Source organism: Paraburkholderia phenazinium, assembly GCF_900100735.1.
Classification (GTDB): domain Bacteria; phylum Pseudomonadota; class Gammaproteobacteria; order Burkholderiales; family Burkholderiaceae; genus Paraburkholderia; species Paraburkholderia phenazinia.
Genome location: NZ_FNCJ01000004.1, coordinates 309,559 through 322,990, shown reverse-complemented (window position 1 = coordinate 322,990; position 13,432 = coordinate 309,559). Strand labels below are relative to the sequence as shown.

General features: G+C 63.2%; 13 protein-coding genes. 11 read left to right on the top strand and 2 right to left on the bottom strand.

Features of this window, described 5'->3' with window-relative positions; translation table 11 throughout:
• Positions 1 to 12 precede the first annotated feature (12 nt).
• From BLQ92_RS11825 to cysM, 7 genes are all read left to right on the top strand, one after another.
• Complete coding sequence (locus tag BLQ92_RS11825) at positions 13 to 306, top strand: LapA family protein (RefSeq protein ID WP_090684534.1); 294 nt, start codon at positions 13 to 15, stop codon at positions 304 to 306.
• 61 nt (positions 307 to 367) lie between these two features.
• Positions 368 to 1,543, top strand: coding sequence for a lipopolysaccharide assembly protein LapB (lapB, locus tag BLQ92_RS11820; RefSeq protein WP_090684532.1), 1,176 nt, complete (start codon positions 368 to 370; stop codon positions 1,541 to 1,543).
• Between the two features lie 38 nt (positions 1,544 to 1,581).
• Positions 1,582 to 2,985 (top strand): UDP-glucose dehydrogenase family protein, encoded by a 1,404-nt coding sequence (locus BLQ92_RS11815; RefSeq protein ID WP_090684529.1) that lies wholly within the window; start codon positions 1,582 to 1,584, stop codon positions 2,983 to 2,985.
• Complete coding sequence (rfaE1, locus tag BLQ92_RS11810; RefSeq protein ID WP_090684526.1) at positions 2,951 to 3,952, top strand: D-glycero-beta-D-manno-heptose-7-phosphate kinase; 1,002 nt, start codon at positions 2,951 to 2,953, stop codon at positions 3,950 to 3,952. The genes BLQ92_RS11815 and rfaE1 overlap by 35 nt, the downstream gene beginning before the upstream one ends.
• Before the next feature lie 87 nt (positions 3,953 to 4,039).
• Positions 4,040 to 5,032 carry an ADP-glyceromanno-heptose 6-epimerase gene (gene rfaD, locus BLQ92_RS11805; protein WP_090684524.1) on the top strand — a complete coding sequence of 331 codons (993 nt, stop codon included), beginning with the start codon at positions 4,040 to 4,042 and terminating at the stop codon, positions 5,030 to 5,032.
• Positions 5,033 to 5,110: 78 nt separating this feature from the next.
• Positions 5,111 to 5,494 (top strand): ComEA family DNA-binding protein, encoded by a 384-nt coding sequence (locus tag BLQ92_RS11800; RefSeq protein WP_090684522.1) that lies wholly within the window; start codon positions 5,111 to 5,113, stop codon positions 5,492 to 5,494.
• 343 nt (positions 5,495 to 5,837) lie between these two features.
• A complete protein-coding gene (cysM, locus tag BLQ92_RS11795; RefSeq protein ID WP_090684520.1) occupies positions 5,838 to 6,740 on the top strand; it encodes a cysteine synthase CysM in 903 nt (300 codons plus the stop codon).
• A 126-nt stretch (positions 6,741 to 6,866) separates the two neighbouring features.
• Here the strand turns inward: cysM and mltB are convergent, their stop codons facing one another.
• Positions 6,867 to 8,222 (bottom strand): lytic murein transglycosylase B, encoded by a 1,356-nt coding sequence (mltB, locus tag BLQ92_RS11790; protein ID WP_090684518.1) that lies wholly within the window; start codon positions 8,220 to 8,222, stop codon positions 6,867 to 6,869.
• 226 nt (positions 8,223 to 8,448) lie between these two features.
• Between mltB and BLQ92_RS11785 the strand changes: the two genes are divergently transcribed.
• A complete protein-coding gene (locus BLQ92_RS11785) occupies positions 8,449 to 9,372 on the top strand; it encodes a histone deacetylase family protein (protein ID WP_090684858.1) in 924 nt (307 codons plus the stop codon).
• Positions 9,373 to 9,467: 95 nt separating this feature from the next.
• Here the strand turns inward: BLQ92_RS11785 and BLQ92_RS11780 are convergent, their stop codons facing one another.
• Positions 9,468 to 10,424 (bottom strand): alpha/beta hydrolase, encoded by a 957-nt coding sequence (locus BLQ92_RS11780; RefSeq protein WP_090684516.1) that lies wholly within the window; start codon positions 10,422 to 10,424, stop codon positions 9,468 to 9,470.
• A gap of 237 nt (positions 10,425 to 10,661) precedes the next feature.
• On the opposite strand from BLQ92_RS11780, the gene BLQ92_RS11775 reads away from it, so the two are divergent.
• The 3 genes from BLQ92_RS11775 to BLQ92_RS11765 all read left to right on the top strand — a co-directional run bounded on the left by BLQ92_RS11775 (position 10,662) and on the right by BLQ92_RS11765 (position 13,207).
• Entirely contained in the window at positions 10,662 to 11,696 is a 1,035-nt protein-coding gene (locus BLQ92_RS11775; RefSeq protein WP_090684513.1) for a methionine ABC transporter ATP-binding protein, read from the top strand.
• A complete protein-coding gene (locus BLQ92_RS11770) occupies positions 11,686 to 12,339 on the top strand; it encodes a methionine ABC transporter permease (RefSeq protein ID WP_090684511.1) in 654 nt (217 codons plus the stop codon). Before BLQ92_RS11775 ends, BLQ92_RS11770 begins: the two co-directional genes overlap by 11 nt.
• 67 nt (positions 12,340 to 12,406) lie before the next feature.
• Positions 12,407 to 13,207 carry a MetQ/NlpA family ABC transporter substrate-binding protein gene (locus BLQ92_RS11765; RefSeq protein ID WP_090684509.1) on the top strand — a complete coding sequence of 267 codons (801 nt, stop codon included), beginning with the start codon at positions 12,407 to 12,409 and terminating at the stop codon, positions 13,205 to 13,207.
• Positions 13,208 to 13,432: the final 225 nt, after the last annotated feature.

The following is a 13,432-nucleotide window of genomic DNA, read 5'->3' as shown; positions in this document are numbered from 1 at the left end:
GAGACCTTATTCATGAAATTTATCGTCTGGTTGATCCGCGTTCTGGTGTTCGTGCTCCTGCTGGTGCTCGCACTGTCCAACACGCAAACCGCTACGCTGAATTTCCTCGCTGGCTACGCCTGGTCCGCACCGCTGATCCTGATCGGTCTTGCGTTCTTTGTGGTCGGCCTGCTGGCCGGGCTGGTTTCAGCAGCACCGGCGGTGTTCCGGTTGCGGCTCGAGAACGGGCGCCTCAAGCGTGAGTTGCGTGTAGCGCGCGAAACCCCGGTGGTGGTCGAAACGCCGCCGCTGCCGCCGCTGATCTAGGTTTTCCCCTGCCGTGTGCCCGAGGCGCGCGGCTTTCGTTTCTGCACTCCCGATCAATCGCATGGATCTAGACTTCTGGTGGCTGCTCGTCGTACCCGTCGCTTTCGCGTTCGGCTGGATGGCCGCGCGTTACGACCTCAAGACGCTGCTGTCCGAGAGCGCCAACCTGCCGCGTTCGTATTTCCGCGGCCTCAATTTTCTGCTTAACGAACAGCCGGATCAGGCAATCGATGCGTTTATCGAGGTCGTCAAGCTCGACCCGGAAACCATCGAACTGCACTTCGCCCTCGGCAATTTGTTCCGCCGCCGCGGCGAGACCGACCGCGCGATTCGCGTGCACCAGAACCTGCTGAGCCGCGCCGATCTGCCCGTCACGGAGCGCGACCACGCCGCCTATGAACTGGGTCAGGACTTCCTGAAGGCGGGTCTGCTCGACCGCGCCGAAGAAACGTTCCGCGCGCTCGAAAGCGGCGATTACGCGCTGGGCGCCCAGCGTGCGCTGCTGACCATCTACGAAATCGAGAAAGACTGGAACAAGTCGATCGACACGGCGCGCCATCTCGAAACGATGGGGGCCGAATCTCTGGACAAGGAAATTGCCCAGTTCCATTGCGAGCTGGCACAGGAAGCGCTGCAGCAGAAGAAGCCGGACGAGGCCCGCCGCCAGTTGCATCTGGCGTTGAAGGCCAATCCGCATAGTGTCCGCGCCACCATTCTGTTCGGTGACGTGGATATGGTGGGCGGCGCGCCGGAGGCGGCGATCGCCCAATGGCTGCGGGTCGAGGAGCAGAATTCCTCGTATCTGCCGCTCGTCGCGGAAAAGCTGATGAAGGCCTACGCGGCGCTTGGCAGGCCGGAAGACGGCGCGGATCTGCTGACCACCTGGGTGGACCGCTATCCTTCGAACGATCTGCTGGATGTCGCCTACCAGCACGTCTCGGCCCTGCGGGGCCTGGACGCAGCGCATGCGCTGGCGCGCTCGCAGATGCAGAAGTCGCCCAATCTAGCCGGCATGACACGCCTGCTCGAGGCTCAGGAGGCCACCGCGGAAGAACCGCGGCGCAGCGAACTGGAGCTGATGCGCACGCTGATCAAGCAGCGCACCAAAAATCTGCCACGGTATACGTGCCAGAATTGCGGTTTCCGGGCACGCCTTTTCTACTGGCAGTGTCCGGGTTGCAGTGGGTGGGAAACCTATGCCCCGCGCCGGGTCGAGCCGATCACGGCATCGAGCTGACCCGGAAACCATTACCGGAACCCATTACCGGAACGCGTATGAAAATTACCATCATCGGCACGGGCTATGTTGGCCTGGTCACTGGCGCGTGCCTGGCCGAAATCGGTCACGACGTTTTCTGTCTGGACGTCGACCCGCGCAAGATCGAAATCCTCAACAACGGCGGCGTTCCGATTCACGAGCCGGGCTTGCAGGAAATCATTGCGCGGACCCGGGCGGCACGGCGCATCACGTTTTCGACGGATGTCGAAGCCAGCGTCGCTCACGGCGACGTGCAGTTCATCGCGGTCGGCACTCCGCCCGACGAAGACGGCTCGGCTGACCTTCAGTACGTTCTCGAAGCGGCGCGCAATATCGGCCGTACCATGACCGGCTTCAAGGTGATCGTCGACAAGTCCACGGTCCCCGTGGGCACGGCGCAGCGTGTGCGCGCGGTCGTCGAGGAGGAGCTGGCGAAGCGCGGTCTCGCCGATAGCGAACAGCATCGTTTCTCGGTCGTCTCGAACCCCGAGTTCCTGAAAGAGGGCGCGGCGGTCGACGACTTCATGCGCCCCGATCGCATTGTGCTCGGCCTTGACGAGGACGATGCGGGCCAGCGCGCTCGCGAACTGATGAAGCGCTTGTACGCGCCGTTTAACCGCAATCACGAACGCACGCTCTACATGGATGTGCGCTCGGCGGAATTCACGAAGTACGCGGCCAACGCGATGCTTGCCACGCGCATTTCCTTCATGAACGAGATGGCGAACCTGGCCGACCGCGTCGGCGCCGATATCGAATCGGTGCGCCGCGGCATTGGTTCGGATCCGCGCATTGGCTATCACTTCCTGTATGCCGGTTGTGGCTACGGCGGTTCGTGCTTCCCGAAGGACGTGCAGGCGCTGGTGCGTACCGCCAGCGAAAGCGGCCACAATCTGCGCATCCTCGAAGCCGTCGAAGCGGTGAACCACGAGCAGAAGGAAGTGCTCGTGCGCAAGATCACCGGCTCGCTCGGCGAGGATCTGAGCGGTCGCACCTTCGCCGTTTGGGGCCTCGCGTTCAAGCCGAATACCGACGACATGCGTGAAGCGCCGAGCCGGCGCATCATCGCGGAGCTTCTGGCGCGCGGCGCCAACGTCCAGGCGTACGATCCGGTTGCCATCGCCGAAGCGCGCCGTGTGTTCGCGATCGACCTGCATGACGCACCGGAGCAGATGGCGCGTCTGCACTTCACCAGCACGCAGAACGAGACCCTCACCGGTGCCGACGCCCTCGTGGTCGTCACCGAATGGAAGGAGTTCAAGAGCCCGGACTTCCTGCACCTGAAATCGGTGCTGAAGACGCCGCTCATTTTCGACGGCCGCAACCTCTACGAACCGGAAGCGATGACAGAACTGGGCATCGATTACCACTCGATTGGACGTCCCTATGCTCAACCCTCCGAACTCCCAGCCGATGCCTGAGTCCATGACCGAAGCCACGGTGTCCGCGCCCACCGCCGCCGCCGTGCCGCGCGCACGGCTCGCCGGCGCCCGTGTGCTGGTGGTGGGCGACGTGATGCTTGACCGTTACTGGTTCGGCGACGTCAATCGTATTTCGCCGGAAGCGCCGGTGCCGGTCGTGCATGTGCAAAAGCAGGAAGACCGCCTGGGCGGCGCTGCGAACGTGGCGCGCAACGCGGTGGCACTCGGCGCGCAAGCAGGCCTCCTGTGCGTGGTCGGGCACGACGAGCCCGGCGAGCGCATCATCACGTTGCTTGACGAAAGCGGCGTGGTGCCGCATCTCGAGCGCGACCCGGATCTGCTGACCACCATCAAGCTGCGCGTGCTGTCGCGTCAGCAGCAGTTGCTGCGGGTCGACTTCGAGAACACGCCTGCGCACGAGGTGCTGCTGGCGAGCCTCGCCCGCTTCGACGAACTGCTGCCCGCGCACGACGTGATCCTGATGTCGGACTATGCCAAAGGCGGCCTGACCCATGTCACGAAGATGATCGCCAAGGCGCACGCCGCTGGCAAGCCGGTACTGGTCGATCCGAAAGGCGACGATTGGGAGCGCTATCGCGGCGCCACGTTGATCACGCCGAACCGCGCCGAGTTGCGCGAGGTGGTCGGACAGTGGAAGTCGGAAGAAGACCTGACTGCCCGTGTGACCAAGCTGCGCGCCGAGCTCGAATTCAAGGCGCTGCTGTTGACGCGCTCGGAAGAGGGCATGACGCTCTTCTCCGACGATGGCATCCTGCACGCCTCGGCCGTAGCACGCGAAGTGTATGATGTCTCGGGTGCGGGCGACACCGTGATCGCCACGCTGGCCGTGATGCTCGGCGCGGGCCTGTCGCTCGTCGATGCCGTGGCGCTGGCGAACCGCGCCGCCGGCATCGTGGTCGGCAAGCTGGGCACCGCCACCGTCAACTACGACGAACTCTTTCTCTAATGCCGCACGCCGTTTTGCGCCTGCAAGCGCTCGCTTGCGGCGCGTGCGGCTGGCGCTAGTCGAACCCAATTTCGGGACAGTACGACCATGATCCTCATCGTCACCGGCGCGGCCGGTTTTATCGGCAGCAATCTCGTGAAGGCGCTCAACGAGCGCGGTGAACAACGCATCATCGCCGTTGACAATCTCACGCGCGCGGACAAGTTCAAGAACCTGGTCGATTGCGAGATCGACGATTATCTCGACAAGACCGAATTCGTTGAACGCTTTGCGCGTGGCGATTTCGGCAAGGTGCGCGCGGTATTCCATGAAGGCGCCTGTTCGGACACGATGGAACACGACGGCCGCTACATGATGGACAACAACTTCCGCTACAGCCGCGCGGTGCTCGACGCGTGCCTCGCGCAGGGCACGCAGTTTCTGTATGCGTCCTCCGCTGCGACCTATGGCGGCTCGAGCCGCTTCGTGGAAGAGCGCGAAGTGGAGCAGCCGCTCAACGTCTACGGCTATTCGAAGTTCCTGTTCGATCAGGTGATCCGCCGCGTGCTGCCCACTGCGAAAAGCCAGATCGCCGGCTTTCGCTACTTCAACGTCTACGGCCAGCGCGAGACGCACAAGGCGCGCATGGCGTCGGTGGCGTTTCACAACTTCAACCAGTTCCGCGCCGAGGGCAAGGTCAAGCTGTTCGGCGAATACAACGGCTATGCCGCCGGCGAGCAGACGCGCGATTTCGTCTCCGTCGAAGACGTGACGAAGGTCAATCTGCACTTCTTCGATCATCCGGAGAAGTCGGGCATCTTCAATCTCGGCAGCGGCCGGGCGCAGCCGTTCAACGACATCGCGACGACCGTCGTCAACACGTTGCGCGCGCTGAATAACGAAGCGCCGCTCTCGCTCGCCGAGCAGGTGCAGCGCGGGCTGATCGAGTACATTCCGTTTCCGGATGCGCTGCGCGGCAAGTATCAGTGTTTCACGCAAGCCGATCTCACGAAACTGCGCGCGGCGGGTTACGACGCGCCTTTCCTGAGCGTGCAGGAAGGCGTCGACCGCTACGTACGTTGGCTATTCGGCCAGGTGTAAATCTTTCGCAGACCTCTCTAAACTGGAATCTCCTCGCCGGTGGTCGTCACCGGTGAGGTTGTACGAGGGAGATTCCATATGTTGCGAAAAATCATGGTTACCGCGGCAATGCTCGCCGCGTTCGGTCACGCCTACGCGGCGGTCGACGTCAATACGGCTAACGAAGCAGCGCTGCGTGGCATCAAGGGCATTGGTCCCGCCAAAGCGAAAGCGATTCTCGAAGAACGCGACGCGCACGGCCCGTATAAAGATCCCACGGATCTCAGCAAGCGCGTCAAGGGCATGGGCGGGCATACCGTCGAGCGCCTGCAGGCGGAGGGTCTCGCTGTCGGTCCGGCTGGTGCTGCTGCTGGCGCACAGGTTGCAGCGCCTGCACAGGGCAAGGCCGCGACCTCTGCGGCACAGTCCGCCCCAGCGGCTGGCGCTCACAAGGGCGACGCCGCAGTGGTGGTGAAGAAATAGCCGTATGCCGTAGCCCCAGGCGAGCGGCCTATGCGTTAGGGCACGCGTGGGGCTATACGGCGGCACGGGCGCGCAATTGCACTCGCGCCGCCGTCTCGCAGGCTTTCTTTCTGGTTGGAGTCGGCACATGACACTCCTTCAGCCGTCACTCAGATGACTGGCTCCCGCGGTACTCGGCCGCGGGCTTTTTGCGTGGCACGCCGTCTTATATCGCCACGTTATATCCCCATGCCGCGCGAGCGTTGCATCCATGCCGCCAACAGGGCCGCACGGCAGGCCGGCGCATGGTGGTTTAGAATCGTTCAATTGACGACATCGCACAGCGACAGCCCCGCACTCCAATATGGCTTACAAAACGATTGAAGATACGATCGGCAATACGCCGCTCGTCCAGCTCGTCCGCCTGCCTGACGACGAGATCCGCAGCCGCAATAACGTGATTCTCGGCAAGCTCGAGGGTAACAATCCGGCAGGTTCGGTGAAGGATCGTCCGGCACTGTCGATGATCAAGAAGGCGGAAGCGCGCGGCCGCATCAAGCCGGGCGACACGCTGGTCGAAGCCACTAGCGGCAATACCGGTATCGCGCTCGCCATGGCGGCCGCTATTCGTGGCTACAAGATGGTGCTGATCATGCCGGAAGACCTGTCCGTCGAGCGCCGCCAGAGCATGGCTGCGTACGGCGCGCAGATCGTGCTGACGCCGGTTACGGGCGGCATGGAATACGCCCGTGATCTGGCCGAGCAGATGCAGCGCGAAGGCAAGGGCATCATCCTCGATCAGTTTGCGAACCCGGATAACCCGATCGCACACTACGAGACGACTGGCCCGGAAATCTGGCAGGAAACCGAAGGGCGCATCACGCACTTCGTCTCGGCCATGGGCACCACTGGCACGATCATGGGCGTGTCGCAGTATCTGAAGGAACAGAGTCCGGCTATCGAGATTATCGGTGCGCAGCCAGAAGAAGGCTCGCGCATTCCGGGCATCCGCAAGTGGCCGGAAGCGTATCTGCCGAAGATTTTCGACCGCAGCCGGGTCGATCGGGTCGAGAACGTGAGCCAGGCGGCGTCGGAAGCAATGGCGCGCAAAATGGCCGCTGTCGAAGGAATCTTCTGCGGTATTTCCTCTGCCGGCGCGTGCGAAGTGGCATTGCGAATCGCACGGCAAGTCGAGAACGCCACCATCGTGTTCGTCGTGTGCGATCGCGGCGACCGGTATCTGTCGACGGGTGTGTTCCCGGCTTGATCGATCAGGGGCGGAAGCGCGCCTCGGGACTTCGCCAAACAAAAAAAGCGCTGGCTACAAACCAGCGCTTTTTTCATGCGTTTTTCATTCAGGCAGTCCGAACGGATCGAACTGCTTGGACGGCGCTTATTGCGAGTCCTGCGCGGGAGCTGGCATCGGAGCCGGGATGCCCATCGGTGCAGGAACCGGGCTGTTCGACGGGGCGGGCACGGCCATCGGCGCAGGCGCCGTAGGCAGAGGCAGCGAAGCCGGCGGCGCTGACATAGGCGGCGCGGTGCTCGGCGCCCCGTTGCTGTCCAGATCGCCCGACGCCTCCAGTTGCGCCTTGATCTTCTCGCCCAACTGATACACCGCTAATGCGTAGAAGAAGCTGCGGTTATAGCGCGTCAGCACGTAGAAATTCTTCAGCCCCAGCTTGTACTCGGTCGGCAGTCCCGGCGAGGGCAGATCGATGATCGTCACCGGCGTGCCGGCCTCGGCCGCCATATCGAGACCCTGCTCGTTCACCACGAGACCCGCACGCAGCAGTTGGTCGAGCGGCCAGTGCGGTTCGGGCTTGCCGTCGGCGCCGGCTTGCGCGATGCCCTGGCTGCCGGCGTCCGAGCCGATGTCCCACACCACCGGCCGGCCGTTTTCCCAGCCATTCTGTTTCAGGTAATTCGCCACGCTGCCAATCGCGTCGGCCTGGCTGGTGCGCAGGTCGATCTGCTTGTTGCCGTCATACGAGATCGCGTACTGCACGATGCTGCTCGGCAGGAATTGAGGAATACCGATCGCCCCGGTGTACGAGCCGAGCACTGTGCTCGGGTCGATTTGCGAGTCGCGGGTCCAGACCAGATAGTCTTCGAGGTTCTTGCGGAAGGTCTGCTCGCGTTCGGCGCGATTCGGGGTGTTCGGGTAATCGAAGGCGAGGGTGGTCAGCGCGTCGAGCACGCGGAAGTTACCCATGAAGCGCCCATAGATCGTCTCCACGCCGATGATGCCGACGATCACTTCCGGCGGCACGCCGAATTCCTCATAGGCGCGCTGCAGCGTCGCCTGGTTGTTGCGCCAGAAGCGCATGCCCGCCTGGATGCGGACCGGGTCGAGGAAGCGCGACTGATACACGCGCCAGTTCTTGATGGACGGTGTGGGCGAGGGCGTGACGAGCTTGACCGCGGTCGCCGAGTAGCTGACGCCGGCAAACAGCGTGTGCAACGCGGCCGGATCGAAGTCGTAGCGCGCCGCCATGTCGTTGATGAAGCCGTCGACATCCGGGTTGTTCGCGTAGCGCTGCGGAATGATTTCTTCTTCGAACGTCTGTCCTTGCGGCACGGGCTGTTGCGGTTGCCCCTGCGTGACCAGCAGCGGCGCTTTGGGCGCGCGGGTCTGTGCCTCGGCCGGACTGGCTGCCGCAAACACGCACCATGCGATAGACAGTGCAGCAGCTACGTTCTGGGTGCGTAGCCGGTTTTGTGCGGACAGAGCAAGCTTGACGATCATAGTGAACTGGGAGCGTGGTGCGAGGGAGCCGGAAGGCGGTAGAAGCTGACTGAAGGATAGCGGGCAGTATACCCGACGCCCATGGCGGAACTATGCAGAACCGTTGCTACGGCGCGTCCCGGGCGCATGGTGTGGTAACTTGACGGTGTTGGGCGCGCCTTACGCGCGCGCCTTTGGACGGAGACACGCCGTGCGCGCTTCGCGCGACGCGCCGCAGAAGAGAATCATGGCAACAGCCTTTTATTCCCACCCAGACTGCCTGCTTCACGAGATGGGCGAGTGGCATCCCGAATGCCCGGCACGCCTGCAGGCAATCGAAGATCAGCTGATCGCAAGCCGCATCGACGCGCTGATCGAACGCGAGTCGCCACCGCTTGTGGAGGAAGCTGCGCTCCTGCGCGTGCATACCCAGGCGCACGTCGACTACATTCGCGGCCGCTCGCCGCAGACGGGCTACGCAGAGATCGATCCGGACACCTCGATGAATCCGCACACCTGGCAAGCCGCGCTGCGCGCGGCAGGCGCCGCGGTGGCCGCCACCGATGCCGTCATCGAAGGCCGTTACGACAATGCGTTTTGCAGCGTGCGCCCGCCTGGCCACCATGCTGAACCGGCTCGCGCCATGGGCTTCTGTTTCTTTAACAACGTCGCGGTTGCCGCGCGCCACGCACTGGAGGCGCATGGTCTGCAACGGGTGGCGATTGTCGACTTCGACGTCCATCACGGCAACGGCACGGAAGCCGCGTTCTCCGGCGACTCGCGGGTGCTGATGTGCAGCTTCTTCCAGCATCCGTTCTATCCGTTCACCGGGGCCGACAATCACGCGGCCAATATGGTCAACGTGCCGATGCCGGCCCGCTCGAAGGGCATGGAAGTGCGCGAGGCGGTCGACATGCTGTGGCTGCCGCGCTTGCATGCGTTCAAGCCGGAAATGATCTTCGTGTCGGCGGGCTTCGATGCACATCGTGAGGACGACCTGGGCAACATGGGGCTCGTCGAGGCCGATTATGCGTGGCTGACCGATCAGGTTCGCGAAATCGCCAACCGCTATGCGCGCGGGCGGATCGTGAGCTGTCTGGAAGGCGGCTACAACCTGTCGGCGCTCGGGCGCAGCGTGGTTGCGCATATCCGGGCGCTAGCGGGGATCTGAGCCGCATTGGGTGGGGCAGCGAGCGAGTGGTGTTGAGCCGCGCGAGGGCGGATCATGAATGCGAACGGGCGGACCTCCAGCACACGCCCCCTCGCTTAACCACACCGCGCCTGAATCCACGCGATCAACTCGCCTATCACCCGTTCGCGGTCGAGGTCGTTTATCGTCTCGTGATAGCTCGCTTCATGCATCGTGAGCGTCTTGTCCGGCGAGCCGGCATGCTGGCCGAAGGCGCGACTGCCGTCGGGTTCCGTGAGCTTGTCTGCCGTGCCGTGATACACCAGCAAGGGCACCCGCAAACCGGCGCGGCCGCGTTCGATACGCGCCATCGCCAGCAGAATCTCCGCGCCAGTGCGCGCCGGAACCGAACCGTGATGCACCAAGGGATCGTTGCGATTCGCTTCGACGATCGCCGGGTTGCGCGACAACAGCGCCGCGTCGATCTTCATGGCGGGAAAACCCGGCCAGATGCGGCTGATGATCTGACTCATGGTCAGCATCCAGCGCGGCACGTCGCGGCCCGGCGCAAGTGCGGGACTCGACAGGATCAAGCCCGCCAGCCGGTGACCGCTGCTAGGTAGGCGTTCGATGGCGTACAGCGCTGCAATTGCGCCGCCCATGCTGTGGCCCATCAGGAACAACGGAGCGCCGTCATCCGCCGCGATGCTAAGCAGGGCCTCGGCATCGAGCAGATAGTCGTCGAAGCGCTCGACGCGCACCCGTTTGCCGGGCGCGTTGCCGTGGCCGCGCAGATCGATGGCGAGCAGTTCGATGCCCACTGCGTTGAGCCGCTCGGCGAGCGGCGCGTAGCGTCCGGCATGCTCGGCAAGGCCGTGGATGAGAGCAACCGTCGCCCGGCGGGGGCCGGAGGCAGGCCACCGGTATAGCGGTAATTCAAGGCCGTCGCGGGTCGTAATCAGCGAGCGCGCCGCACCGCCATCGCGCCCCGTACCCGTTGTGCTGGCTGCGCCCTCTGCCTCGACACCCGTGGCTGCCGCGCCTGCCACCACCGCCGGGTGTGGCCGGGCATTGTTATACCGGCTAGTCTCCATGTCCGCCCTCGTTATGGTTTTGCTTGGCCCGATCATAGTCGCACGCCCGTGACGCGCGCGAGTGCGGCATGCGGGACTCGCCTCTAATTCCTCTCGGTTATGAAAAGATCGGAATTGATTATTAAAGGGTATGTCGATGCTGCGGTAGAATCGCGGCTCAAATCCCAATAAAAGTAACGGCGGCCGCTTGCCGGGAGCGCAGTACGCTCACGGGCAGTTCCGCCGTTTCGTTTTTTCATGATCGAAATACGAAATATTTCCCAGCGTTTCGCTGGACCCCGGGGCTGGGTCGAGGCGTTGCACAACGTCAACCTGTCGATTCCGGCGGGCGAGGTGTTTGGCATCATCGGCCGCAGCGGCGCGGGCAAGAGTACGCTCGTGCGCACCATCAACCTGCTGACGCGTCCCACCGAAGGCAATATCGTCGTCAACGGCCGCGATCTCACGACGCTGTCCGCCGCGCAACTGCGCGAGGCGCGCCGCGAAATCGGCATGATCTTCCAGCATTTCAACCTGCTGTCGTCGCGCACCGTGTACGAAAACGTCGCACTGCCGCTCGAGCTGGCCGGCATGAAGCGCGCCGAGATCGAGGCGCACGTGTTGCCGCTGCTCGAACTGGTGGGCCTTTCCGCGCAGAAAGACCGTTACCCGGCGCAGATCAGCGGTGGCCAGAAACAGCGCGTGGGGATTGCCCGGGCGCTGGCGAGCAAGCCGAAGGTGCTGCTCTCCGACGAGGCGACTTCTGCGCTCGACCCGGAAACCACCCGCTCGATTCTCGAATTGTTGAAGCGCATCAATCGCGAACTCGGCCTGACCATCGTGCTGATCACGCACCAGATGGACGTGATCAAGCAGGTCTGCGACCGCGTCGCGGTGCTGGATGCGGGCCGGGTCGTCGAACACGGCAAGGTCATCGACGTGTTCCTGCAGCCGCACCACGAAGTGACGCGCGCGCTGATCGGCGATGTGATTGCCCAGGAACTGCCGCCCGCGCTGAAGGCACGCGTGGCCGAGCGCCTGAAGACCGGCAGCGGCCATCTGCTGCGCCTCGCCTTCACCGGCTCGGGCGTCGATCAGCCGATCCTGTCCGAAACGATTCGCCGTTACGAGCTCGACTTCAACATCCTGCATGGCCAGATCGACGAGATTCAGGGACAGGCGTTCGGCTCGCTCGCGGTGCTCGCGGGCGGCGAACCGGTGAAGGTGGCGCAGGCGCTGACGTATCTGCGCGAACAGGGTGTGGTGGTGGAGGAGATGTCCTATGTTGAGTGAAATGTTCGATATGTTCGTCCAGTCGTTCTGGGAAACGCTCATCATGGTGGGCATCTCAGGTCTGGTGGGCGCGCTGGTCGGCTTGCCGCTCGGCGTATTGCTGTATCTGACGGACCGTCAGGGCGTGTTGCAGAACGTCGCGTTGAACCGCTCGATGGGCGTGGTCATCAATGCGGTGCGTTCGACGCCGTTCATCATCTTGCTGGTCGCGGTGATTCCGTTCACGCGCCTGGTGGTTGGCTCGTCGATCGGTACTGCAGCAGCGGTGGTGCCGCTGACGATCGCCGCCGCGCCGTTCATTGCGCGTCTGGTCGAAACGGCGCTGCGTGAAGTGGACCGCGGCCTGATCGAAGCCGCTCAGGCGATGGGCGCCACCACCAGCCAGATCGTCTTCAAGGTGCTGTTGCCCGAGTCGTGGCCCGGTGTGGTCGCCGGTCTGACGATTACGTTCGTGTCGCTAGTCGGTTACTCGGCGATGGCCGGCGCAATCGGCGGCGGCGGTCTCGGCGATCTGGGCATCCGTTACGGCTACCAGCGCTACGAGCCGGACGTCATGTGGACGGTCGTCGCGATCCTGATCGTGTTCGTGCAGCTGGTGCAGTCTTTCGGGGATTGGCTCGTGCGTCGCCTCAGCCACAAATGAGCCACACATAAAACAAAGGTCGTAGGAACCCGCGGAACCCGTTTAAGCGATTTGGAGAAGATCAGTCATGCAACGCCGTCTCATTCTGAAACTCGCCGCCGTGCTCGGCGCCGCCACGCTGTTCGCTGCCAACACCGCGGCTTATGCCGACGACACGATCAAGGTCGGTGTGACCGGCGGCCCGCACGCGGAGTTGATGGAAGTCGTGAAGCAGGTCGCGGCGAAGAACGGTCTGAACATCAAGATCGTCGAATTCGCGGACTACGTGCAGCCGAACGCGGCGCTCGCGAGCGGCGATCTGGACGCCAACAGCTACCAGCACGACCCCTACCTCGAAGCGCAAGTGAAGGACCGCGGCTACAAGCTGATCCGCGTCGCCGATACGGTGACCTTCCCGATGGGCATCTACTCGAAGAAGATCAAGTCGCTCGCCGAACTGCAGCCGGGCGCGAAGATCGCGGTGCCGAACGATCCGACCAATGGCGGCCGTGCGCTGTTGCTGCTGCAAAAACAGGGATTGATCAAGCTGCGCGCCGACGCCGGCCTGAAGGCCACGCCGCTCGATATTGTCGACAATCCGAAAAAGCTGAAGATCGTCGAACTCGATGCGGCGCAGATTCCGCGCTCGCTCGGCGACGTGGATGCAGCCGCGATCAACACCAACTACGCGATGCAAGCGGGCCTGAAGCCGAAACAGGACGCGATCGCGATCGAGGATCCGAAGGGCCCGTATGTGAATATCATCGCGATCCGCGAAGCTGACCGGAACAAGCCGTGGGTCGCAAAGCTGGTCGCGGCGTACCATTCGCCGGAAGTGAAGCAGTACATTGACGCGAAGTACGGTGGCGCGGTGGTCGCCGGCTGGTGAGCCGCACCGCCAGGTACAAAAGTGTCACTGATGGCAAATGAAGAATTAGAGTCGTAGGTCTTAACCCGGGGTTGTCGCCCGGGTTTTTTCGGGATTAAAATAGAACGACCGTTCGTTATTGCTGTCACGCCGCTGAGGAGCGCTATCCTCGATGTAAACCAGCCTGCGACACGGCTGCCGCAAAGGCGCAGTCGCTATAATGTCCGCTGGGTTGACGTATTCGTA